At 66.0% G+C, this 23,993-nt stretch carries 23 protein-coding genes; 7 read left to right on the top strand and 16 right to left on the bottom strand.

The genetic code is table 11. The features are described from left to right. On the top strand, window positions 1-1,522 hold a 1,522-nt coding region (locus G3N92_RS15090; RefSeq protein WP_206128334.1), incomplete at its 5' end, for a phospholipase D family protein. 22 nt (window positions 1,523-1,544) lie between these two features. On the opposite strand, the gene G3N92_RS15085 is transcribed toward G3N92_RS15090, so the two are convergent. The 9 genes from G3N92_RS15085 to G3N92_RS15045 form a co-directional block, all read right to left on the bottom strand. Then, entirely contained in the window at window positions 1,545-1,964 is a 420-nt protein-coding gene (locus G3N92_RS15085; RefSeq protein WP_206128333.1) for an HIT family protein, read from the bottom strand. A gap of 140 nt (window positions 1,965-2,104) precedes the next feature. Next, on the bottom strand, window positions 2,105-3,361 hold the full coding sequence (locus tag G3N92_RS15080; protein WP_206128332.1) for an ATP-binding protein: 1,257 nt from the start codon (window positions 3,359-3,361) through the stop codon (window positions 2,105-2,107). Further along, complete coding sequence (locus G3N92_RS15075) at window positions 3,345-4,082, bottom strand: response regulator (RefSeq protein ID WP_206128331.1); 738 nt, start codon at window positions 4,080-4,082, stop codon at window positions 3,345-3,347. The genes G3N92_RS15080 and G3N92_RS15075 overlap by 17 nt, the downstream gene beginning before the upstream one ends. Window positions 4,083-4,324: 242 nt before the next feature. Further along, window positions 4,325-4,666, bottom strand: a complete 342-nt coding sequence (gene cyoD, locus G3N92_RS15070; protein ID WP_206128330.1) for a cytochrome o ubiquinol oxidase subunit IV — start codon at window positions 4,664-4,666, stop codon at window positions 4,325-4,327. Beyond that, window positions 4,667-5,278, bottom strand: a complete 612-nt coding sequence (gene cyoC / locus G3N92_RS15065; RefSeq protein ID WP_206128329.1) for a cytochrome o ubiquinol oxidase subunit III — start codon at window positions 5,276-5,278, stop codon at window positions 4,667-4,669. Further along, window positions 5,278-7,293: a cytochrome o ubiquinol oxidase subunit I gene (gene cyoB, locus G3N92_RS15060; protein ID WP_206128328.1), complete on the bottom strand. Its 2,016-nt coding sequence runs from the start codon at window positions 7,291-7,293 to the stop codon at window positions 5,278-5,280. The genes cyoC and cyoB overlap by 1 nt, the downstream gene beginning before the upstream one ends. A 2-nt stretch (window positions 7,294-7,295) precedes the next feature. Then, window positions 7,296-8,186 carry a ubiquinol oxidase subunit II gene (gene cyoA / locus G3N92_RS15055; RefSeq protein WP_206128327.1) on the bottom strand — a complete coding sequence of 297 codons (891 nt, stop codon included), beginning with the start codon at window positions 8,184-8,186 and terminating at the stop codon, window positions 7,296-7,298. 238 nt (window positions 8,187-8,424) lie between these two features. Continuing rightward, window positions 8,425-9,978, bottom strand: coding sequence for an NADH-quinone oxidoreductase subunit M (locus G3N92_RS15050; RefSeq protein WP_206128326.1), 1,554 nt, complete (start codon window positions 9,976-9,978; stop codon window positions 8,425-8,427). Window positions 9,979-10,514: 536 nt separating this feature from the next. After that, the gene (locus G3N92_RS15045) at window positions 10,515-12,548 is read right to left on the bottom strand and encodes an NADPH-dependent 2,4-dienoyl-CoA reductase (RefSeq protein WP_206128325.1); all 2,034 of its coding nucleotides are present in this window, start codon (window positions 12,546-12,548) and stop codon (window positions 10,515-10,517) included. Window positions 12,549-12,653: 105 nt separating this feature from the next. Here G3N92_RS15045 and G3N92_RS15040 point away from each other — a divergent pair, with 105 nt between their 5' ends. Together G3N92_RS15040 and G3N92_RS15035 are read left to right on the top strand one after the other, a co-directional pair. Further along, window positions 12,654-13,691, top strand: a complete 1,038-nt coding sequence (locus tag G3N92_RS15040; protein ID WP_206128324.1) for an AraC family transcriptional regulator — start codon at window positions 12,654-12,656, stop codon at window positions 13,689-13,691. Between the two features lie 379 nt (window positions 13,692-14,070). After that, entirely contained in the window at window positions 14,071-14,259 is a 189-nt protein-coding gene (locus tag G3N92_RS15035; RefSeq protein ID WP_206128323.1) for a hypothetical protein, read from the top strand. A gap of 96 nt (window positions 14,260-14,355) precedes the next feature. Here G3N92_RS15035 and G3N92_RS15030 read toward each other — a convergent pair whose 3' ends face one another. From G3N92_RS15030 to G3N92_RS15015, 4 genes are all read right to left on the bottom strand, one after another. Next, window positions 14,356-15,504, bottom strand: a complete 1,149-nt coding sequence (locus tag G3N92_RS15030) for an ABC transporter ATP-binding protein (RefSeq protein WP_206128322.1) — start codon at window positions 15,502-15,504, stop codon at window positions 14,356-14,358. After that, window positions 15,501-16,154, bottom strand: a complete 654-nt coding sequence (locus G3N92_RS15025) for an ABC transporter permease (RefSeq protein WP_206128321.1) — start codon at window positions 16,152-16,154, stop codon at window positions 15,501-15,503. The genes G3N92_RS15030 and G3N92_RS15025 overlap by 4 nt, the downstream gene beginning before the upstream one ends. A gap of 12 nt (window positions 16,155-16,166) precedes the next feature. Beyond that, window positions 16,167-17,036 (bottom strand): glycine betaine ABC transporter substrate-binding protein, encoded by an 870-nt coding sequence (locus G3N92_RS15020; RefSeq protein ID WP_241014799.1) that lies wholly within the window; start codon window positions 17,034-17,036, stop codon window positions 16,167-16,169. Window positions 17,037-17,155: 119 nt separating this feature from the next. Next, the gene (locus tag G3N92_RS15015) at window positions 17,156-17,872 is read right to left on the bottom strand and encodes an ABC transporter permease (RefSeq protein ID WP_206128320.1); all 717 of its coding nucleotides are present in this window, start codon (window positions 17,870-17,872) and stop codon (window positions 17,156-17,158) included. Between the two features lie 72 nt (window positions 17,873-17,944). Between G3N92_RS15015 and G3N92_RS15010 the strand changes: the two genes are divergently transcribed. Further along, entirely contained in the window at window positions 17,945-18,259 is a 315-nt protein-coding gene (locus G3N92_RS15010; protein WP_206128319.1) for a hypothetical protein, read from the top strand. Between the two features lie 389 nt (window positions 18,260-18,648). Here the strand turns inward: G3N92_RS15010 and G3N92_RS15005 are convergent, their stop codons facing one another. Then, window positions 18,649-20,178: an amino acid permease gene (locus G3N92_RS15005; RefSeq protein ID WP_206128318.1), complete on the bottom strand. Its 1,530-nt coding sequence runs from the start codon at window positions 20,176-20,178 to the stop codon at window positions 18,649-18,651. 202 nt (window positions 20,179-20,380) lie between these two features. On the opposite strand from G3N92_RS15005, the gene G3N92_RS15000 reads away from it, so the two are divergent. From G3N92_RS15000 to fnr, 3 genes are all read left to right on the top strand, one after another. Next, complete coding sequence (locus tag G3N92_RS15000; RefSeq protein ID WP_206128317.1) at window positions 20,381-21,013, top strand: helix-turn-helix transcriptional regulator; 633 nt, start codon at window positions 20,381-20,383, stop codon at window positions 21,011-21,013. Window positions 21,014-21,149: 136 nt separating this feature from the next. Continuing rightward, window positions 21,150-21,593 (top strand): response regulator, encoded by a 444-nt coding sequence (locus G3N92_RS14995; RefSeq protein ID WP_206128316.1) that lies wholly within the window; start codon window positions 21,150-21,152, stop codon window positions 21,591-21,593. Beyond that, window positions 21,556-22,308, top strand: a complete 753-nt coding sequence (fnr, locus tag G3N92_RS14990; protein ID WP_206128315.1) for a fumarate/nitrate reduction transcriptional regulator Fnr — start codon at window positions 21,556-21,558, stop codon at window positions 22,306-22,308. The genes G3N92_RS14995 and fnr overlap by 38 nt, the downstream gene beginning before the upstream one ends. A 32-nt stretch (window positions 22,309-22,340) precedes the next feature. On the opposite strand, the gene G3N92_RS14985 is transcribed toward fnr, so the two are convergent. Both G3N92_RS14985 and G3N92_RS14980 read right to left on the bottom strand, forming a co-directional pair. Next, on the bottom strand, window positions 22,341-22,730 hold the full coding sequence (locus G3N92_RS14985) for a cytidine deaminase (RefSeq protein ID WP_206128314.1): 390 nt from the start codon (window positions 22,728-22,730) through the stop codon (window positions 22,341-22,343). Between the two features lie 80 nt (window positions 22,731-22,810). Continuing rightward, window positions 22,811-23,993: 2Fe-2S iron-sulfur cluster-binding protein (locus G3N92_RS14980; protein WP_206128313.1), on the bottom strand; the 1,183-nt coding region annotated here is incomplete at its 5' end.

The raw sequence follows: 23,993 nt of genomic DNA, 5'->3' as shown, positions 1-23,993 counted from the left end.
CTCTCCGCCCGCCACCTCGCTGCCGCGCAACGTCACGCACGCGCTGCCGCAAGCCACGCCCACGCCGCTCGGCACCGCGCTCGCCGCGCCCGAACGCGCGCATCCGGGCGAATCGGGCTTCCGCCTGCTGCCGGTCGGCACCGATGCGCTGCAGATGCGCATCGCGCTCGCGCGCGCCGCCACCAAGACGCTCGACATGCAGTACTACATCGCCACCGAGGACACGACCGGCAAGCTGCTGCTGGCCGCCGCGCTGTACGCGGCCGACCGCGGCGTGCGCGTGCGGATGCTGGTGGACGATCTGAACTTCAAGGACATCGATCAGGTGATGGCCTCGCTGAACGCGCATCCGAACATCGAGATCCGCGTGTTCAACCCGTTCGGCGCGACGCAGCGCGGCGTGTTCGCGCGCACGGCCAACTTCGTCACCAAGATCGACCGCTTCACGCGCCGCATGCACAACAAGGCGATGATCGCGGACAACCAGCTCGCGATCGTCGGCGGCCGCAACCTCGGCGACGAGTATTTCAGCGCCAGCCCCACGCTTCAGTTCCGCGACATCGACGTGCTCGCGGCCGGCCCCGTGACGGCCGACATCTCGTCGAGCTTCGACGCCTACTGGGCCAGCGCCAGCGCCTATCCGCTGCGCGTGCTCAACCATCAGCGCTTCGATCCGCAGGATCTCGACCGCACGCGCGACGCGCTGCGCCAGCACTGGCGCGACAACGCCGCGCAATACGACGCGAAGCCGCTCAACGCCACGCCGCTGGCCGCGCAGATCGCCGGCGATCAATTGGGACTGGTGTGGGCCAAGGCCGAATTCGCGGCCGACGCGCCCGAGAAGATCTCGATGGCACGCGGCACCTATCAGAGCCCGCCGATGCAGCGGCTCGCCGAGCTGAGCAAGGAAGCGCAGCGCGAATTCCTGGTGTTTTCGCCGTATTTCGTGCCGCACGATGCCGGCGTGGCGGCACTCGGCAAGCTGACCGCGCGCGGCGTGCGCGTCGCGATCCTCACCAACTCGCTGGCGGCCACCGATGCGGTGGCGGTGCAGGCCGGCTACGCGCCGTATCGCGTGCCGCTGCTCGAACGCGGCGTGGAACTCTACGAATTCCGGCCGCAGCAGCCGCCCAGCGGGCGGGTGCGGATGTTCGGCTCGCGCTCGCGCGCCAGCCTGCATGCGAAGGCGTATGTGATCGACCGGCGCACACTCGTGATCGGCTCGCTCAATCTCGATCCGCGCTCGGCCTATCTGAACACCGAGCTCGCGCTCGTGATCCGCAGCCCGCAGCTGGCCGGCGAGGTGGCGGCGCTGTTCGACCGCGTCACGCAGCCGACCGAAAGCTATCGCGTGACGCTGGCCGATCCGACGCCGTCGGCGGCCGGCTGGCACTCGCCGCTCGTCTGGACCGACGAGGAGAACGGCCAGTTGCGCACCTACGGCGTCGATCCGGGCGCGGGCCTGATGCGCAACGTGCTGACCGGGCTGTTCCGGATGCTGCCCGTGGACGGTCAGCTGTAACGGCCCGGGCGCGCCGCGCGGCTTACTTCAGCGCCGCGCGGATCCGCTCGGCCATCGCCTCGAGTTCCTTCGGATCGGCCACGTCGCGCGAGTGCGCGCCGAGCGGCTGGGTCGCCCAGCGCGGAATCAGGTGGAAGTGCAGGTGCGGCACGGTCTGGCCGGCGGCCGAGCCGTTGAACTGGCCGACGTACAGGCCGTCCGGCTGCAGCGAATCGCGAATCGCCAGCGCCACGCGCTTGGTCATGCGGATCGTCTCGGCGGCGGCCTCGTCGGACAGGTCGTAGAGCATCTCGGCCGGCTCCTTCGGCAGCACCAGCGTGTGGCCCGGCGATTGCGGCATGATGTCCATGAACGCGATCGTCGTGTCCGTCTCGCATACCTTCGTGCAGGGCAGTTCGCCGCGCAGGATCTTCGCGAAAATGTTGTTGTCGTCGTAAGCCATGGTGTCGGTCGTCGTCAGGAGGTGAACGGAACGACGATTCTCGACGCTCGCGTGCGAACGCGCAAGTTGCAGCGGCGTCGCTCGGGCGGACGCGCTTCGGTTCGGGCCGCACGATCCGCCGGCGCGCGCCGGCTGTTCGATCAAGCCGCCGGATCCGCCGGGAACGTCATCGTCACCATGAAGCCGCCGTCGGCCGCGTTCGAGGCCACGAACGTGCCGCGCTGCTGCCGCACCAGCCGCTTGACGATCGCGAGGCCGAGCCCGCAATGCGCATCGCCGCCGCGCGCCGCGTCGAGCCGCACGAACGGCCGCAGCGCGCGCTCCAGTTCCGCCTCGGGGATGCCCGGCCCGTGATCGCGCACCGTCAGGCGGTAACCCTGCGGCACCAACTGCGTGACGATCGCCACCGGCGGCTCGCCGTAGGTCATCGCGTTCTCGATCAGGTTCGACAGGATCCGGTCGAGCACCACGAGCGGCAGCCGGAAGCCGTCGCCCGCGCGCAGGTCGACGCTGACGAGCGTGTCGTCGAGTTCGCCGCCGTAGTGCTGCCAGCAATGCGCGTCCACGCCCGCGGCCGGCGACGGCTCGCCGCCCTCCCCCGCGAAATCGAGAAACTGCGTGACGATCCGCGACAGCGCCTCGGCGTCGCGCAGGAAGCCCATGCGCGTGGCCGCGTCGGGCAACAGATCGGCGCGCACCTGCATGCGCGTGATGGGCGCGCGCAGGTCGTGCGCAAGCCCGGCCAGCATCACGGCGCGCTCCTGCTCGCCCTGCGCCAGTTCGCTGACCATCTCGTTGAAGTTCGCGATCACGTCCTTGACTTCGCTCGGGCCGCCGACCGGCACCGCGGTCGGCCGGTTGCCGAGCCGGACGTCGCGCGCGGCCTGCGCAAGCCGGCGCAGCGGCCGCTGGATCCGCCACGCGCCGAAGATCGAGAGCACCACGCCCACCACCATCGTCAGCGACGAGGCGCCGATGAAGCGCTTCACCGACGGCATGGTGGACGGCAGCGTGATCCAGTATTTCGCGCCGTCGTAGCGCGCCCACAGCGTACGCGTGCGGCTGTCGGCCACCACGTGCGTGCCGGGCGGCATGACCGAACGCAGATGCTGCTCGAACGGGCCGAATGTATCGGTGCACGGCTTCGGGCAGCCGAACGCCACCGCATCCTTCACGCCGACGAACGAGGTGCCGAGCATCGCGCTGACGGCCAGCCCGAGCGCGCTGCCGCTCGCCTGCGCCTGCGTGGACAGCGCGATCACGCGACGCGTCTGCTCGACCTCTAGCCGCAGCCGTTCGTGGTCGAGCAGCGCCAGGCCGATCGCATGCACGACCAGCACGAGGCCGATCGACATCAGCGCCAGGCGCGCGAACAGCGTGTCAAAGCGGAATTTCATCGCCCTCGCCGGGCACGAACATGTAGCCGACGCCGCGCATGGTCTGCACATAGCGCGGCTGGGCGGGATCGTCTTCCAGCAGCCGGCGCAGGCGCCAGACCGGCACATCGATGCCGCGCTCGGTCAGGTTCGAATACGGCCCGTGCAGCATGTCGAGCAGCCGCGTGCGCGACAGCGTCTCCATCGGATGCGTGGCGAACACTTCGAGCAGCGCGTATTCGCCGCCGGTCAGCTTGAGCGCTTCGGTGTCGCGATACAGCGTGCGCGTCGCGAAATCGAGCCGGAACGGCCCGAAACGCAGCGCCTCGCGACGCTCGGCCGCCGGCCGCGCGCCGACGCTGGCCGGCATCTGGCGGCGCAGCACCGCGTGAATGCGCGCCAGCAGTTCCTGCGGCATGAACGGCTTGCCGAGGTAATCGTCGGCGCCGAGTTCGAGGCCGATCACGCGATCGACGCCGTCGGCGCGCGCCGTCAGCATGATCACCGGAATCGGATCGCCGCTCGCGCGCAATTGCTTGAGCACCGTCAGGCCGTCGATGCCGGGCAGCATCAGGTCGAGCACGATGACCGACGGCCGCTCGCGTTCGAGGCGCCGCTCCAGCGTCGTGGCGTCGTGAAGCACGGAAATTTCGAGGCCGCGTTGCTGAAAGAAGGTCCGGAGCAGATCGCGCAGGGCAGCGTCGTCGTCGATCAGCAGGACCTGAATGGGCGTATCGGACATGGTCTCGCGAATCGGATCGGTAAGGGAAGAAAACGAGGGACAGGTCGTACAGGCCCAGCCTGACGACGATCCGACGACTATAAGCGAAGCCGGCGCGGCGTGGCTTGCACGATCTTGAATTGCCTTACCGATTCTTACCTTCCCGCTGGCGTGCGCACGAAACGCGCAGGCAAAGAAAAAGCCGCCTTGCGGCGGCTTTTTCGGATTTCGGTGAGCCGGGCCTGCCGGAGCAGGCCGAAGCATCAACGCGACATCATGTTCATGCTGACGTTGTGCATGATCCACACCGAGCCGACGATCAGAATGACCACCGTCAACACCGTGTAGATGAATGCCGTGACGTTCCAGCGCTGGCTGGACGACGCATTCATGTGCAGGAAGAAAATCAGGTGCACGACGATCTGCACGGCAGCCAGCACGGCCAGCGTCAGGATCATCGTTTCGCTCGACGCGAACCAGCCGCCGAGCACCACGCCGAACGATGCGCCCGTCAGGATCACCGACAGCACGAAACCGACGAGGTAGCTGCTTACGGTGCCGTGCGATGCGTCATCGTGGCTGTCATGGGTATGCGAATGGGCCATTTAGATCACACTCACCAGATAGACAAAAGTAAACACGCAGATCCAGACGATGTCCAAGAAGTGCCAGAACAGCGACAGGCACGTCAGGCGACGGATGTCTTGTTCCGACAGCGTCGGGTTGCGGGCGATCTGGCACATCAGCACGACCATCCAGATCAGGCCCATCGTCACGTGCAGACCGTGGGTGGCCACCAGCGTGAAGAACGACGACAGGAAACCGCTGCGATCCGGGCCTGCGCCTTCGGCGATCAGGTGCGCGAACTCGTTGATTTCCATGTACAGGAACGACGCGCCCAGCAGGAACGTCACGATCAACCAGCCGAACACGGCAGCGCGGTTCTGGCGGTGCGCGCCGATCATCGCGAAGCCGTACGTGATCGAGCTCAGCAGCAGCGCTGCCGTTTCGTACATCACGCCCTTGATCTCGAACAGATCCTTCGCCGTCGGGCCGCCTGCGAACTCGTGCTGCATCACTGCGAACACGGCGAACAGCGTGCCGAACAGAATGCAGTCGGTCATCAGGTACAGCCAGAAACCGAACACCGAGTGCGACGGCGGGTGGTGATGCTCTGCCGCGTGATGGTGATCGGCAGTCAGGGTGCTTTGTGCCATCAGTTGGCCTCCAGTTCCACTTGCGCCGGACGCGGGGACTTCGTCAGTGCGCCGGTACGCTGCTCTTCGAGCTTCCGGACCGTTTCGGCCGGAATGTAATAGCCCTCGTTCTTCTGCGAGCTATAGATGACCGCAGTCGCGACGATGCCGACGAAGCCGACGATAGCCAGCCACCAGATGTGCCACACGCCTGCAAAACCGAGCACCAGGGCGAACATGCCGACGAAGAAGCCTGCGCTCGTGTTCGAGGGCATATGGATGTCTTCGTACTGCTGGCCTTCGTCCAGACCGAAGCCCATGCCGCGTTCCTTGCGGTACGACACTTCGTCCAGCTCGTGGATCGTCGGGATGATCGCGAAGTTGTACGGCGCCGGCGGCGATGCCGTCGACCATTCGAGCGTGTGACCGTTCCACGGGTCGCCCGTGACGTCACGGTTGCCCGGCAGGTTGCGATCGCGGATCGAAACGTACAGTTGCAGCAGTTGGTGGATGATGCCGATCAGCACCAGCACGGCGCCAACCCAGGCGATCTGCATCCACGGATGCCATGCCGGATTGTCGTAGTGGTTCAGACGACGCGTGGCGCCCATGAAGCCGAGCACGTACAGCGGCGTGAACGCAACGATGAAGCCCCACTGCCAGAACCAGAACGCGCGCTTGCCGAGCTTCTCGTTCAGCTTGAAGCCGAACGCCTTCGGGAACCAGTAGTTGAAACCGGCCAGGTAACCGAACAGCACGCCGCCGATGATCACGTTGTGGAAGTGAGCGATCAGGAACAGGCTGTTGTGCAGCACGAAGTCCGCACCCGGGATCGCCATCATCACGCCGGTCATGCCGCCGACCGTGAACGTGATCATGAAGCCGAGGGTCCAGAGGATCGGCGCCGTGAATTCCAGACGGCCACGATAGATCGTGAACAGCCAGTTGAAGATCTTCACGCCGGTCGGGATCGCGATGACCATCGTCGCAATGCCGAAGAACGCGTTGACGTCGGCGCCCGAGCCCATCGTGAAGAAGTGGTGCAGCCACACGAGGAACGACAGGACCATGATCGCGCAGGTTGCGTAGACCATCGTCTTGTAGCCGAACAGCGGCTTCTTCGCGTACGTTGCCACGACTTCCGAGAACACGCCGAACGCCGGCAGGATCAGGATGTACACCTCGGGGTGACCCCAGGCCCAGATCAGGTTCAGGTACATCATGACGTTGCCGCCGCCGTCATTCGTGAAGAAGTGCATCCCCAGATAACGGTCGAAACCCAGCAGTGCCAGCGTGACGGTCAGGATCGGGAACGCCGCCATGATCAGCACGTTCGTGCACAGGGCCGTCCACGTGAACACCGGCATCTTCATCAGCGTCATGCCCGGCGCGCGCATCTTGAGGATGGTCACGAAGAAGTTCACGCCCGTCAGCAGCGTACCGACGCCGGAAATCTGCAACGCCCACAGGTAGTAATCGACCCCTACCCCTGGACTGTATTGCAGCTCCGAAAGCGGCGGATAAGCCAGCCAGCCCGTCTGTGCGAATTCACCGACGAACAGCGAGATCATCAGCAGGATCGCGCCGACCGCCGTCATCCAGAACGACAGCGAGTTCAGCATCGGGAAGGCCACGTCGCGCGCGCCGATCTGCAGCGGCACCACGATGTTCATCAGGCCCACCATGAAGGTCATCGCCATGAAGAAAATCATGATGACGCCGTGCGCGGTGAAGATCTGATCGTAGTGGTGCGGCGGGAGATAGCCCGGCGCGTTGTACGCCAGCGCGAGCTGCGTACGCATCATGATGGCGTCGGCGAAGCCGCGCAGCAGCATGACCAGCGCGACGACGATGTACATCACGCCGAGACGCTTGTGGTCGACGCTCGTCAGCCACTCGGTCCAGAGATATTTCCACTTACCGAAATAAGTGACGAGGCCGAGCACGAGCGCCCCGAAGATACCGACGCCGAGCGCCGTGATCACGAGGATTGGCTCGTGATACGGAATCGCGTCGAGTGTAAGTTTTCCGAACATGCTTACCCCTTCGTCGTACTACACGCCGCGTCATTGAACTCCATGACGTGACCGTTGTTGTACTTGCCAACGATGTTATTGAACAGGCGCGGATCGACGGTCGAGAAGAAACGGACCGGGTCCTTTTCGCTCGGCTTCGCGACAGTTGCGTACTCGGTCATGTCGAGGCGTTGCTGCGAGGCACGGACCTTCTGGACCCATGCGTCGAAGTCACCCTGCGATTGAGCGAGCGTGCGGAACTTCATGTCGGAGAAACCCTTGCCGCTGTAGTTGGCGGACAAGCCAGCGTAATCACCCGCTTCGTCGGCGATCAGGTGCAGACGCGTCTGCATGCCGGCCATCGCGTAGATCTGCGTGCCAAGCTGCGGGATGAAGAACGAGTTCATCACCGAATCCGACGTGATGCGGAAATTGACCGGCGTACCAACCGGGATCGCGAGCTGGTTCACCGTTGCGATACCCAGATCCGGGTAGATGAACAGCCACTTCCAGTCGAGCGCGACGACTTCGACGTTGATCGGCTTCACATTCGACTCGAGCGGCTTGTACGGATCCAGCTCGTGCGAAGTATTCCAGGTGAGGATGCCGAGATACAGAATGATCAGCGTCGGAACCGTCCAGATCACGACTTCGATCGCGGTCGAGTGCGACCATTTCGGTGCGTAGGTTGCGTTGCGGTTCGACGCGCGATACCGCCACGCAAAGAACAGCGTGAGCAGGATGACCGGAATCACGACGATGAGCATCACCCACGTCGAGGTCCAGATCAGTGCCTTCTCGGCGACGCCGACGCTACCCTTCGGGTCGAGAACGTCCATGTTGCAACCGGATAGACAGACAAGCAATCCGGCGCCCAATAAAAGCAATATGCTTCTAAATGCCTTTCTATTCATCACATTTGCCTGATTTACGCGTGGTCGATTGAAACGAACCGGCTAGCCCCGATTCGTGCAAGCGCACGCATCATAAGTCCAACGAAGTGGGAAAAAGCGGTGAATCTTAGCAAATCATCGTTACCAAAACTCACCGTGCGACACGTTGCCACATTAGGCAACTTGCCGGCCACCGCTCAAAAACCCTGAGCAGCGGCTTGCCGCGCCCGCCCGGCAAGGGCTGGCGCGGCATCGGCGCTCAGGCCGGCGTGCGCGGGGTACGCGCATCCGACTGAGCACTGACGTTGGCCGCCGGCGGTGCGGCGCCTGCGCCATCGTCCGCCGGTTTGGCACGTTCGAGCTGCGCGACGATGTTGGCCGCGGCCGGATCGATCACGTCGGTAAAGGGCTTCGGGTAAACACCGATCGCGAGGACGATCGCGGCCAGCGCCGTGAACACCACCGATTCGCGGCGGCTCAGGTCGATCAGCTTGCCGACGCGATCGTGCTTGATCGCGCCGAAGATCACCCGCTTGAGCATCCAGAGCGTGTAGGCGGCGCCGAGAATCAGCGTCAGCGCGGCGATCGCGCCGATCCAGAAGTTCACGCGCACGGCGCCCATGATCACGAGGAATTCGCCGACGAAGCCCGAGGTGCCCGGCAGGCCGACGTTCGCCATCGCGAACAGCACGGCGAACAGCGCGAGGCGCGGCATGGTGTTGGCCACGCCGCTGTAGTCGGCGATGGCGCGCGTGCGCGTGCGATCGTAGAGCGCGCCCACGCAGAGGAACATCGCGCCGGCCACGAAGCCGTACGAAACCATCTGGACGATCGCGCCCGTGATGCTCATCTGGTTGAACAGGAACACGCCGAGCGTGACGAGGCCCATGTGGGCGACCGACGAGTAGGCCAGCATCTTGGCCATGTCCTTCTGGGCCAGCGCCAGCAGGCTCGCGTAGATCACGGCGATCAGCGACAGGCCGATCATGACCGGCGCCAGGTAGTGCGCCGCGTCGGGCGTGATCGGCAGCGCGAAGCGCAGGAAGCCGTAGCCGCCGATCTTGATCATGCCGAGCGACACCGCGGCGCCCGTCGGGCCGTCGGTATAGACATCCTGCAGCCAGGTGTGCACCGGCCACATCGGCACCTTCACCGCGAACGCCGCGAAGAAGCCGAGGAACACCAGCAGCTGCGGCGCGAAGCCGAGGTGGGTCTTCTGCCAGACAGCCATGTCGAACGTGTGGGTCACGCCGAACAGGTAGAGCATCGCCGCCAGCATCAGCAGCGAGCCGGCGAACGAGATGAAGAAGAACTTGATGGCCGCGTAGGCGCGGTTCGCGTGGCCCCAGGTGCCGATCAGCACGAACAGCGGGATCAGCGTGGCTTCGAAGAACACGAAGAACAGCATGCCGTCGAGCGAGGTGAACACGCCGATCATCAGGCCCGACAGGATCAGGAACGAGCCGTGATATTGCGCCACGCGGGTCGTGATCGATTCCCACGACGCGATCACGATCACCAGCGTCGTGAAGGCGGACAGCACCACCAGCCACAGCGACAGCCCGTCGACGCCGAGGCGCCATGCCGAACCGAATGCGGCAAGCCAGGGCTTGTATTCGGTGAACTGAGCCGCAGTATTGTGGGCGTCGAAACCGGCCACCAGCGGCACGGTGACGAGCAGGCCCACGATCGCGCCGATCAGGGCGAGCCACCGTGCACGATGCGGATAACGATCCGATCCGATGCGCAGGACGGCCACGCCGAACACGATCGGGGTCCAGATCGCGAGGCTCAGGAATGGTACAGATTGCATGGCGGCAACACCCTATGAAAACCCGGTCAGAGAGTCGTTCGACTGAGACGAAAGAAACGTAAGTTTTGTAATTTTGATCGCCAAAAAACGGCGATCCGCCCGCGGCGTAATGACATTGAAAGCAATGTAACAAAAGTCATTGCACCGCGCCGGGTTAACGAGGATAAAGGTAAGTGCGGCGTTTTGCATCGCAACATTCTGTTGCATTTTTTCCGTCGAATCGGAGCATTGATTTTATTGATTTTTTTGGAGCATCCGAAACGGGGATCGATCGACGAAACCACCTCAAAGAGGGGCTTGACAAATTGATTTTTGCTTCAATTTGGTGATCCAAGCACAAAAATGAACCTCTGAAGCACCACGACAAACCTTTCTGAAATCTTTCATTTTTACTTACAAAATACTTTCATTTCTGAGAAAACGACAGGCATGCCGCCCTGTTTGATCGAAATGAAAATGAAAGATTTGCCAGCGGGATTCGTCAGCGGCACGGAGCAGCATAGCGCCGTTTTCACGGCGCGGCCCACCCCGCCGCATCAAAGCCTGGCGGCCAGCCGGGCGCCCTGATCGATGGCGCGTTTCGCATCGAGTTCGGCCGCCACGTCCGCTCCGCCGATCAAATGCGCCGTCACCCCGGCTTCCGCCAGCGCGGCCTGCAGGTCGCGGCGCGGCTCCTGCCCGGCGCAGAGCACGACGGTATCGGCCTCGATCAGCGTCGGACGCTCGCGCTTCTCGCCGAACGTGACGTGCAGGCCCTGCGCGTCGATCCGCTCGTAGTTGACGCCGCCGATCATCTCGACCGCCTTCATCTTCAGCGTGGCCCGGTGGATCCAGCCGGTGGTCTTGCCCAGGCCCTTGCCGAGCGGCGCGGGCTTGCGCTGCAGCAGCGTCACGCGGCGCGCGGCCGGCGCCACGGTAGCCGGCCCCACCCCGCCGCGCGCCACGGCCGGATCGGTCACGCCCCACTCGGCCCGCCAGGCGGCCGGATCGAGCGCCGTCGACACGCCGTCGTGCACCAGGAACTCGGCGACATCGAAGCCGATCCCGCCCGCGCCGACCACCGCCACGCGCGCGCCCACGGGCTTGCCGCCCGTCAGCACGTCCACGTAGCTGAGCACGTTCGGCCCGTCGCCTCCCGGAATGCGCGGATCGCGCGGACTCACGCCGGTCGCCAGCACCACCTCGTCGTAGGCGCCCGCGATCAGATCGGCCGCCGCCACGCGCCGCGACAGGTGCAGTTCCACGCCGGTCAACTCGATCTGCCGCGCGAAATAGCGCAGCGCCTCGTGGAATTCCTCCTTGCCCGGAATCCGCTTGGCCAGATTGAACTGCCCGCCGATCGCGTCCCCCGCCTCGAACAGCGCCACCCGATGCCCACGCTGCGCGAGCAGCGTGGCGCAGGCCAGCCCGGCCGGGCCCGCGCCCACCACCGCGATGCGCTTCGGGCGCGCCGCCGGGCGATAGTCGAGCAGCGTTTCGTGGCAGGCGCGCGGATTGACGAGGCAGGACGCGATCCGGTTCTTGAACGCGTGATCTAGGCAGGCCTGGTTGCAGCCGATGCAGACGTTGATCTCGTCGGCCCGGCCGCTCGCCGCCTTCGCGACGAACTCGGGATCGGCCAGGAACGGCCGGGCCATCGACACCATGTCGGCGCAGCCGTCGGCCAGCAGTTGTTCGGCCACTTCGGGCCGGTTGATGCGGTTGGTCGTCACCAGCGGGATGCCCACCTCCCCTTTCATCTTCCGCGTGACCCAGGCGAACGCGCCGCGCGGCACCGAGGTGGCGATGGTCGGCACGCGCGCCTCGTGCCAGCCGATGCCGGTATTGATCAGCGTCGCGCCGGCCCGCTCGACGGCCTTCGCGAGCTGCACCGTCTCGTTCCAGTCGCTGCCGTCGGGAATCAGGTCGAGCATCGACAGCCGGTAGATCAGGATGAAATCGGGGCCAACCGCCTCGCGCGTGCGCTCGACGATCTCGACCGGAAAGCGCATCCGGTTCTCGTAGCGGCCGCCCCAGGCGTCGTCGCGGCGGTTCGTATGGCGCGAGAGGAACTGATTGATCAGGTAGCCCTCGGAGCCCATGATCTCCACGCCGTCGTAGCCAGCTTCGCGGGCCAGCATCGCGCAGCGCACGAACGCGCGGATCTGCCGCTCGACGCCGGCCGCCGACAGCGCGCGCGGCGTGAACGGCGAAATCGGCGATTTGATCCGCGACGGCGCCACGGCCAGCGGGTGATAGCCGTAGCGGCCGGTATGCAGGATCTGCAGCGCGATCTTGCCGCCCTCGGCCTGCACCGCGCGCGGAATCGCGCGATGTCGCCGCGCCGCGCCCGCGCTGGCCAGCGTGCCGCCGAACGGCTTGGTCCAGCCCGCCAGGTTCGGTGCGAAGCCGCCCGTCACGATCAGGCCGACGCCGCCGCGCGCGCGTTCGGCGAAATAGTCGGCCAGGCGCGGCAGCGTCTTGCCGCTATCCTCCAGGCCGGTGTGCATCGAGCCCATCAGGACGCGGTTGCGCAGCGTGGTGAAGCCGAGATCGAGCGGGGCGAGCAGGTGCGGGAACGGGGTCGTCATGATGGCGGGGGCGTCTTGGAATGCCCTCGATCCTAGGCGGCGCGCGGCTTGAGCGTGAGGGGTCAAACAGCCATAATGCTTGTCATTTGTGGCCAAATCGACGCGATGACACGCACTCCGTCCAAGGACAGCCTCGGCTTGCGGCGGCCGACCATTCCGGTCGCCTACCCGCGCCTGCTGCTGCAGGTGTTCGCCGAGCGCGGCCTCGAAGCGGCTGCGGTGCGGGCCGGCACCGGGCTGCGCGACGCGGTGCTGGCGCAGCCCGATGCGCGGGTCGCGCCGTCGCAATGGGCGCGGCTCGTATTGAACGCGATCCGGCTGACCGGCGACGAAGGGCTCGGTTTCGAGCTGGGCCTGCGGCTGCGCCCGTCGGCGCACGGCTTTCTCGGTTATGCGGCAATGACGGCGCCCGACCTGCGCACCGCGTTCGCGGTCAACGCGCGCTATTTCCGCACCCGCAACCGCCAATACACGCTCGCCTATGCCGAACGCGGCGACGGCGCGACGCTGACGCTGTCCGGCGTGCAGGCCAGCCCGGTGCTGCGCCATCACACCCTGTTCGAGTTCGTGCTGACGGGCCTCGCCCAGAGCCTGCCGCTGCTGACGGGCCGCCATGCCGCGCCGCTCGAATTGCGCTTCGCGTGGCCCGAGCCACCGTGGTTCGCGCGCTATCGCGACCGGCTGCCGCCGGTGCGCTTCGATTGCGACGCCTGCGCGCTGTGGATCGCCCGCGAGGCGCTCGACTGGCCGCTCTCGATCGCCGACGACGTCGCGCACCGGCAGGCGCTCGCGCAGGTCGAGCGCGAATACGCTGCGGTGCGGCAGGACGACGGGGATTGGGTGGAGCGCGTGCGCGCCGAACTGGTGGCCGATGCCGAGGGCTACCCGGGCCCGGATGCGCTCGCGCGGCGGCTGCTGGTTTCCACGCGCACGCTGCGACGGCGGCTGGACGAGGCCGGCGCGGGCTACCGCGCGCTGCTCGACGAAGCGCGCTACCGCGACGCGCGGCAACTGCTGCGCGCCTCCGATCTCGATTTGAAAACGATCGCCGCGCGCCTGCAATTCAGCGATCCGGCCAACTTCACGCGCGCGTTCCGCAAATGGGCCGGCACCACGCCGAGCGCATTTCGGCGCGAGCGCTGACACGCCTCGCGCACGCATTGCAACGGCATAAAAAAACGCCGCCCGAAGGCGGCGCCAAAACGAGGCACCACAGATAGTGCGCCGTCATATCAACAACACGGAGATGCCAAGCGCAACGAAAAAACCGTCACTTGACCGGCACTAGTGTCCTGGATTGCACACGCGGCATCCATGCGATGAATCCGATTCTGGAATAGGGATCGGCCGCAATGCCACAGGTGTGATACGCACCGCACGGAATGCCATCAACATGAAGGACAGATTCGGATTCGTCCAATTGCGCGGCGCGAGACGCCTGTCGAGAATTCAGCGCAGCCCGCATTCCGACGCATGGCGCCTCCCGGCGTGCTCCTCTTCGCATCTCGCAAGGCCGAAACCGATGTCCACCTCTCACGATCACCCGCCCCGGGACAACGCCCGCCGCACCCTGCATCAAGCGCCCGGCTGGGTCGACTGGAATCCGGCGCGCGACGTGCCGAACTGGATCGGCGGGCGCGTCACGCTCGACGGCCGCTTCAGCGTCGACGAACTGCTCGCCATTCTGGCGCTGGCCCGCCACGCGCGATAACCCGCTGGAACGAACACGGCCCCCAGCTCGAAAGCGGGGGGCCGTGCTTGTTGCCTGTCGTTGCCTGCCGCCGCGCCAGCCCGCGCGCGGCACATCTCAGGCGCGGGCCGTCGCCGGCTGGCCCGTTTGCTGGCGCGAACGGCCCGAGCTCAGATAATCGGCGATCGAATCCTGCGTGACCTCGCCCACGTAGGCGCCGTCCGGGTCGAGCACCGGCATCCACGACGAGCGGAACTGGTACATCTTCGACAGCACGATCCGCAGATTTTCCTCGCCCGACACGGTCGCCGGGAATTCCACGAGACGCTCGCCGCACGTGCCCGCCGCGCCGCGCGCCGTGCGCCGCGCCACGAAACCGAGCGCGCGCTGCGCATCGTCCACCACCGTCAGATAGCGGCTGTCGTTCTCGTCCATGATCGTGAACGCGTCGGCCAGCGAGGTGTCGGGGCGCGCGGTGGGCGGCTGCGTGGCCGCATCGCCGGCCTTCACGAGCAGCAGGCGCTTGAGCGTGCTGTCGGCGCCGACGAACTGGCCCACGAACTCGTCCTTCGGATGCGCGAGCAGCGTGTCCGGGTGCGCGTACTGCACGAGCTGGCCGCGCCGGAACACGGCCACGCGATCGCCGAGCTTGATGGCCTCGTCGATGTCGTGGCTCACCATGATCACGGTCTTCTTCAGTTGCCGCTGCATCTGGAAGAACTCGTTCTGGATCGATTCGCGGTTGATCGGATCGACCGCGCCGAACGGCTCGTCCATCAGCAGCACCGGCGGATCGGCCGCCAGCGCGCGCACCACGCCGATCCGCTGTTGCTGGCCGCCCGACAACTCGCGCGGATAGCGCTTCAGGTAGAGCTTCGGATCGAGCGCGACCATCGACATCAATTCGGTCGCGCGCTCGCGGCAGCGCTTCTTGTCCCAGCCCAGCAGGCGCGGCACGACCGTGATGTTCTCCTCGATCGTCATGTTCGGAAACAGGCCGATCTGCTGGATCACGTAACCGATCTGGCGGCGCAGATCCACTTCGTTGAGCCCGGTGGTGTCCTCGCCGTTGATCAGCACGCGGCCCGAGGTCGGCGCGATCAGGCGGTTGATCATCTTCAGCGTGGTGGTCTTGCCGCAACCGGACGGCCCGAGAAACACGCAGATTTCGCCTTCCGGCACGGTCAGGCTCACGGAATCGACGGCACGCACCGGCTGGCCGCCCTTCTGCGAGAAGGTCTTCGTCAGTTGGTCGAGTTCGATCATGTTTTCTGCACTCCCTTCGGTGTCAATGCGCGCTGCAGCCATTGCAGCAGCAGGTCCGCGACGATCGCGAGCACGCTCACCAGCACCGCGCCCACCAGCAGCTTCATCATGCTGGACTGTCCGATCGCCCGGACGATCAAGTTTCCGAGGCCGCCCGCGCCAATCACGGCGGCAATCGTCATCACGCCGATGTTCATCACCACGGCGGTACGCACGCCGCCGAGAATCACCGGCACCGCCAGCGGCAAATCGACGAGCCGCAGCCGCTGCCACGACGTCATCCCGATGCCGATGCCGGCCTCCTTGATGCCGGCATCGACGTTCTTCAGCGCGAGATACGTATTGCGCATGATCGGCAGCAGCGAATACAGAAACACGGCGGTGATCGCCGGCACCGCGCCGATGCCCTGGCCGAAGCGCGAGAACACCGGAATCATCAGCCCGAACAGCGCGATCGACGGCAGCGTCAGGATCACGGTGGCCACGCCCAGCAGCGGCCCGGCCAGCCATTCGTGGCGGCTGATCACGATGCCGAGCGGCACGCCGGCGAGAATCGCGCAACCCACCGCGATGCCCACCAAGTAGATGTGCTGCAGGGTCAGTTGAATCAGCTCCGGCCAGTTGGCGGCCAGATAAGCTTGAACAGTCATGGTCGCCTCCGGTTACGGTAAGGAATGCGTGTGCAGGAAGTCGGTCGCGACCTGTTGCACCGACACCCCGTCGATATCGACACGCTTGTTCATTTCCAGCATCGTGTCGCTGTTGAGCGCCGCCGACAGCGCGTTCAACTGCGCGGCCAGCTTCGGATTGCGCTTGAGCACCGATTCGCGCACGATCGGCGTGGCGTTGTACGGCGGGAAGAAGTGCAGATCGTCTTCCAGCGGCACGATGTCGAAGCCCTTCACGCGGCCGTCGGTGGTGTAGACGAGGCCGATCGTCAGCTGATTGTTGTGGAGCGCCGTGTACACCAGGCCCGAATCCATCTGCTTCGTTTCCGAGCGACTGAAATGCAGGTGGTAGGCGGCTTCCAGCGGCACCAGGCCGTCGGGCCGGTTGGCGAATTCCGCATCCATCCCGAACGTGTGGCGCGTGCCCTTCGGATCGCCGGCCAGCTTCGCGGAGAGCTGCGAGATGGTTCGGATACCGGTCTTTTTCGCCGTTTCGGCCGACAGCGCCAGCGCATAGGTGTTGTTCAACGGCGAGGCGTTGAGCCACACCAGGCCGCGCGGCGCATCCATCGCCTTGACGCGGCGATAGGTTTCCTCGGGCGACAGCTTCTCCTTGATCTTGTCGTAGACCGCGGCGGCCGTGCCCGTGTAATCCCACATCACGTCGATCTGGCCGTTCTCGAGCGCGCTGCGCAGCAGCACCGAGCCGAGGCCCGTGCGCGTCTCGATCGTGTAGCCGCGCGAGCGCAGGTACTGCGTGGTGATCTCCGCCAGCACGTACTGCTCGGTGAAGTTCTTGCCGCCCACGTTCAGCGTTTCCGCCGTCGCCGGCGCCGCCACCAGCGCGCCGAGCGGCGCCAGCATGGCGATCGCCACGAACTTGCGAACCGAGGCGAAGCGCGCGGCGGCGGCCGGCCGCATTGCTGCGGACTGCGTAGCAAATACCGGCGTGCGCAGCAGCGTGCGGATGCGTGTCAGAAAGCTCATGCCGCACCTCCGTTACGCGCGATCACGTGCCGGCTGCCGGCCGCCACGATGCCGTCGAGCAGCAGCGCGAGCACGGCGGTGGACGCCGCGCCGAGCAACAGCATCTGCTGGTTGTCGAGATAGATACCGGGGAAAATCAGCGTGCCGAGGCTGTCGGCGCCGATCAGATACGCGAGCGGCGCGGTGCCCACGTTGATCGCCAGCGCCGTGCGCACGCCGCCGACGATGATCGGCAGCGCGTTCGGCAGTTCGACGCGCGTCAGCGATTGCCACGGCGTCATGCCGATGCCGCGCGCCGCCTCGCGCAACGAGGCCGGTACGTTGCGCATGCCTTCGTAGGCGTTGCGCGTGATCGGCAGCAGCGAGGCGAAGAACAGCGCGACGATCGCCGGCACGTCGCCGATGCCGAAGATGCCGAGCGCGATCGCCAGCACCGCCAGCGACGGCACGGTATTGCCGATGTTGAACACCTGCATGAAGCGTTCGGCCTGACGCGCCAGCGACGGCCGGCTCAGCGCCACGCCGGCCGGAATGCCGACGAGGATCGCGAGCGCCATCGAGTAGCCCACGAGCATCAAATGCCGGCCCGTGTAATAGACGAGATCGCCCGAGTGCTGCCGCCACGTGTCGATACCGATCGCGCTGGCGATCCAGGCAATCAGGGCAACGGCGATTAACAGGCTGCCCGCTAAACGGACAGTGCGTCGAGTCATGAGATACGCCTCCTTTTCGGATCGGCGCACGCGAACGGGCATGCGCCGCGAGGACGCCAAGCGGCGTCGCGAATGGAAGGTACGGATCCCGGTCATGCCGGGATCGAACCGACAAAAAACGGCATCGCTGCCGGACGGAAAAAACCGTTCGGCATCCTGCGTGAACGCAACCGCGTTCGTTCGATTGTCATGTTCAGCCCGGATAGCGCGCGTGCGCTGTCCAAGCCAAGGGCACCATCTTGCGATGGCAGGGATGCGGCCGCACGAACGTGCCGGTACCGCCTGGAGCAGGACGCTCCGATCGATGGGAAGGGTGAGCCGACTTTTACACTTGCTGCGATCTTGCACTTATCGGTGCACAACTCGCTGCGAAAGTCGCAAACCTGAAACGCAGTATAAGGGCAATTTCGAGACAACGTCTACCCTTCGGGGTTCGATCCCGAAAGATAGCGGCCACCGCGAAGCGGTGAGCGCGACGGCCGGCAGCGGGCGGATCACGCCGCTTCCGCACCGGAATCGATAGTGAGGATAGCCAATCGAATTCGCTGAAATGCCTTCAGGGACAAGGCATTTCGGATTTCGTCGAACACTCAGGATGGCCGAGCATTGCGCGCGGTGCGTCACGACGTGGCGCACGCGAAAAATGCGGTGGGGAACGGCGAAAAAAATTCGCGATGCGATGCGGGAAACGGCGAAAAGCTCGCTGAATTCCCGGCTCGGCCTTGTTCGGCAAGGCCGCAATCGAGCCGGGAACACGCATTGCTAATGCATCGGATTCAGATACTTTCGGCGGGATCGTTGCGCAGCGCTTCGCGGCGCGCGCCGCCATCGAGCCACGGCGCGATCTCCATGTCCTCGTAGCGCACGAGGCGGCTCTTGCGCAGCAGCCGGTAGCCGAGCCAGATCGCCAGGAACAGCGGAATGCCGACATAGGTGGCGATCACGCCGACCCAATCGATGCGGCTCGACAAAAAGGCCTGGTAATCCTGGCCGAGCGCGATCACGAGGCACAGCACGAACGCGAAGATCGGCCCGTACGGGAACAGCTTCGAACGATACGGCAATTGCCCGGGTGCGAAGCCCTGCTTCTCGAAGCCCTTGCGGAACCGGTAATGGCTGACCGCGATGCCGAGCCACGCGATGAAGCCCGTCATGCCCGAGGTGTTGAGCAGCCAGAGGTACACCGTCTTGTCGCCGAACAGCGACGACAGGAAGCACAGCGCGCCCACCGCCGTGGTGGCGTACAGCGCGTTGCGCGGCACGCCGCCCTTCGACAGCTTCGCGAACACGCGCGGCGCGCGGCCCTCGGTGGCGAGGTTGTAGAGCATCCGCGTGGACGCATACATGCCCGAGTTGCCGGCCGACAGCACGGCGGTCAGGATCACCGCGTTCATCACGCCGGCCGCGAACGCGAGGCCGGCGTGGCGGAACACCAGCGTGAACGGGCTCACGCCCACGTCGGTCACGTCGCTCTTGAGCAGGCTCGGATCGGTGTACGGCACCAGCATGCCGATCACGAAGATCGCGAACACGTAGAACAGCAGGATGCGCCAGAACACCTGGCGCACCGCGCGCGGAATCGTGGTGCGCGGGTTCTCCGATTCGCCGGCCGCGATGCCGATCAGCTCGGTGCCCTGAAACGAGAAGCCGGCGATCATCGCCACCCCCATCATCGCCGGCAAGCCGCCCGCGAACGGCGCGTCGCCGATCGAGAAGTTGGCCCAGGCCGGCGACGGGCCGCCCGTCAGGATGCCGAAGATCATCAGCAGGCCGGTGCCGATGAACGCCAGCACCGTCACCACCTTGATCAGCGCGAACCAGTATTCGGCCTCGCCGAAGCCGCGCACGGTCATCACGTTGAGCAGGAACATCAGGCCGAGGAACAGCGCGCTCCACCAGATACCGGGCACCTGCGGAAACCAGTAGTGCATGACGAGCTGCGCGGCCACCAGTTCCACCGCGATCGTCACCGCCCAGTTGTACCAATAGTTCCAGCCGAGCGCGAAGCCGAAGCCCTCGTCGACATATTTCGCGCCGTAGGTGGCGAACGAGCCCGACACGGGCATGAAGGCCGCCATCTCGCCGAGGCTCATCATCAGGCAGTAGACCATCAGGCCGATCAGCAGATAGGCGAGCATCGCGCCGCCGGGGCCGGCCTGCGAGATCGACGCGCCGGACGCGACGAACAGGCCGGTGCCGATCGAACCGCCGATCGCGATCATCGTGAGGTGGCGCGCCTTGAGGCTGCGCTTGAGCTGGGGAGTGGAAGCGGAAGGCGAGGCGGAGTGCGGTGCGGGTAGTGACATATCGAACTGGCAAGGGGCAGGCGGACGGCGCCCCGCCTGGCCGCCCGCAGCCGCCCGGATGGGGCGGCCGGGCCGCCGGCGGGCGCCGGCGCGGCTCGCGCGCGGGTCGGATTCTACCCGAATCGCCGCGCGGGCCGCCCCGCCTTGCCGTCGCGTCCCGCGTGGTTACAATACTCGTCCAATCCCGGATGAAACGTCCAATATGACCCGAAAGTCCTCCCCGTCCGAACAGGCATCGCTGATCGAGCAGATCAGCACGATCGCGCAGGGGCTTGGCGAGATGTTCGCGCCGTTCACCGAAGTGGTCGTGCACGATCTGCGCACGCCCGAGAACTCGATCGTCGCGATCCACAACAACCTGTCGGGGCGCGCGGTCGGCGATCCGACCACCGAGCTGGGCCTCGCGCGCATCGCCGACGACGATTACCCGTCGGTGCTGGCGAACTACGCGAACCGTTTCGCCGACGGCCGCACCGCAAAGAGCACCTCGATCGGCATCAAGGACACCAACGGCCACTACGTCGCGGCGCTGTGCCTGAACGTCGACGTCACGCTGTTCCGCGGCATCCAGGGCGTGCTGAACCAGTTCTGCCAGACGGGCGCCGACGCGGTGGGCGAAACGCTCGACCCGGCCAACGCCGATGCGATCCGCGAGCGGATCGACCGGTTCGCGATGACGCTCGCCACCACGCCGCGCTCGCTGAAAACCGAGCAGCGCCGCGCGCTGATGCAGGTGCTGAAGGAAGACGGCTACCTGGAGGTGCGGCGCGCCATGGAAATCATCGCGCAGCACCTGGGCGTATCGCGGGCGACCGTCTACAACGACGCCAAGTAAGCCCGGGCGGCATGCCGCCGTATCGTCACGCATTTGTAAGAATGTAGGATTTCGCCTACACATTTCAGCGAATCACTTACTGATCTTTCGTCTGACGCCGATTTCACCGGCGCACACCGCTCGGCATACTGCTTGGATGGATGCCCACCTCCTCCGCGTATATGTCGTCGAGCCGGCCGTTGCGATTCGCCGGCGGATCGCTGCCCTGCTCGAACCGCTGGCCGGCGTCGCCGTCGTCGGCGAATCCGAAGATCACGCGGTGGCGTTTGCCGGCATTGTGTCGAGCCGCGCTCACGTCGCCGTCATCGAGCTGCGCCTGCCGTCCGGCAGCGGGCTCGAACTGCTCGGCACGCTCGCGCGTTTCGCGCCGAACGTGATCACGGTCATTCTCACCAATCTGTCCTGCCCGGCCTTTCGGGCCGCAAGCCAGAAAGCCGGCGCTCATTACTTCTTCGACAAAACCACCGAGTTCGAGCTGGCCTGTCGCACCATCGACACGCTCGCCCGCACACGCCGCCCTCCACCTCTTTACCGAGCCAACTATGCCGACTGCCACGATGCCCGCTACGATCGCCCATGACGCGCCCGTTCAGTTCGACGCGCCGAAGCAGCCCGGCGCACGGTGCTCGAATTGCGCGACTCGCAACGTCTGCATGCCGGCGGCGCTCACGCACGCCGAATACCGCCGGCTCGACGCCATGATCTGCACCACTCGCCACGTCAAGCGCGGCGATGTGCTGTTCCGCGCCGGCGATCCGTTCGCGAGCCTCTACGCCGTGCGCACCGGTTCGTTCAAAACCCTCGTCACGCATCGCGACGGGCGGGAGCAGGTCACCGGCTTCCAGATCACCGGCGAAACGCTCGGCCTCGATGGCGTGAGCGAAGGCGAGCACCAGTGCAACGCGATCGCGCTCGAAGACAGCACCGTCTGCGTGATTCCGTTCGCCCAGCTCGAAGCGGCCTGCCGCGAAATGCGGCTGCTTCAGCAACACGTCTATCAAATGATGAGCCGCGAGATCGTGCGCGAATCGCGCGTCATGATGCTGCTCGGCACGATGACGGCCGAACAGCGCGTGGCGTCGTTCCTGCTCAACCTGTCGGCGCGCTTCAAGGCGCGCGGCTATTCGGCGGCCGAGTTCAACCTGCGCATGACGCGCGAGGAAATCGGCTGCTATCTCGGCGTGACGCTCGAAACGGTCAGCCGCATGTTGTCGAAGTTTCAGCGCAATGGCCTGATCGATTCGCGCGGCCGGCAAATCCGGATCCACGACGCGCAGGGGCTCGTGCAGGTCTGACCGCCGCCCCGGCGCGCTGCACGGCGTTCGCGTCAGAGCGAAAACGCGCCGGGCAGCAACGCCTGCGCCGTCGTTTCCCGCACGTCCCCGCGCAGGTTCGCCAGCACCACCGGCAACGCGGGGCCGCCCAGTTCCATCATCACTTGCCGACAGGCGCCGCACGGCGCGATCGGCGCCTCGGTCTCCCCCACCACCGCCAGCGCCGCGAAATCGCCGGGCCGAAACCCGGCCGCGATCGCCGCGAACAAGGCCGTGCGCTCGGCGCAATTGCACAGCCCGTAGGATGCGTTTTCCACGTTGCAGCCTTGGAAGATCCGTCCGTCGCGCGTGGCGAGCGCCGCGCCGACGCGAAACCCCGAATAAGGCGCGTAGGCGTGCTCGCGCGCCTGCGTGGCGGCGTCGATCAGGGTCCGGTGATCCATCTTGATTGCCTCTCGTGTCGTGTGCCACGCATCGTAACGGCTTCGATGGGCGCACGCACGCCGCTCGGCAACACGGCAGGCTAAAGGTCGAGCACCACGCGCGCCGAGGCGCCGCCTGCGGCGCAGGCCGGCTGGGCCACGCAGGCCAGCGCTTCGCCCGGCCCGACATCGGCGCCGGGCGGCTGCGGATAGCACACGCCGCCCTCGAGCACGCGCACCGTGCAGGTGCCGCACGCGCCGGCGCGGCAGCTCGACAACGCGTCGATGCCCTGCGCCTCGGCCAGTTCGAGCAGGGAACCGTCCGACGGCGACCAATCCGCCGTCACGCCGCTGCGGCGGAATTCGACGGTAGCCGAGGTGGCCGATTCAACCTTCGCTTCGGGCTCCTGCACAACAGCAACCGCAGCGGTCGCCGGCGCCCCGGCCGCGACCGGCGTGCGGGCGCGGCGCGGCACGCTCGACGGCCCGAACGCCTCGTAATGAATCCGCGCCTCGGGCACCTCGAGCGCGCGCAAGCCTTCGACCATCTCGGTCATGAATGCCGATGGGCCGCAAATATGGAAATCGTAGGTATCGAACGGCAGCAGACGGCGCAGCGCGTCGATGCCGAGACGGCCGGCATGATGGCCATCGTCGCCGGAAGGCGACGGCTGGCTGTCGAACAGATGCACGGTCAGTGTGGGATCGCGGCGCGCGCAATCGGCCAGCTCGTCGACGAACGGCCGGTCGGCCGCATGACGCGCGCCGTGAAAGAACACCACGCGCGGCGCACGATGTTGCGACGACGCCGCACGTTCGCGCAGCATCGCCAGCATCGGCGTGATGCCGATCCCGGCCGACAGCATCACGACCGGCCGCGCACCGTCGCGGTCGAGCCGGAAGTTACCGCCCGGCCCGCGCGCCTCGATCCGGCTGCCCACTTGCAAGGTGTCGTGCAGCCGCGACGAGCCCTGGCCGTCGCGCTTCACGCTGATGCGCCAGGTCGGGCCGCCGGCCGCGTCGGACAGCGTGTAGCTGCGCACCAGCGGCGGCGCCTCGCCCGGCATCGGGATGCGCAGCGTCAGGTGCTGGCCGCCGTCGTGACGCGGCAGCGGCGCGCCGTCGGCGCGTTCGAAATGGAACGAACGGATGCCGGGCGCCTCGTCGCGCGTGGTGGCGACGCGCAGCGCGAACCAGCGGTCGGCAGAGCGTCGGGTGGGGAAGGGGTGTGGGGGGTGGGTGAGTGTGAGTGGGGCTGCGGGCGAGGCACGAACGAAGGCAGTA

The organism is Burkholderia sp. Ac-20379, from assembly GCF_017104645.1.
Classification (GTDB): domain Bacteria; phylum Pseudomonadota; class Gammaproteobacteria; order Burkholderiales; family Burkholderiaceae; genus Burkholderia.
The sequence above is the reverse complement of the archived record's forward strand: the minus strand, read 5'-3'. Positions and strand labels throughout refer to the sequence as shown.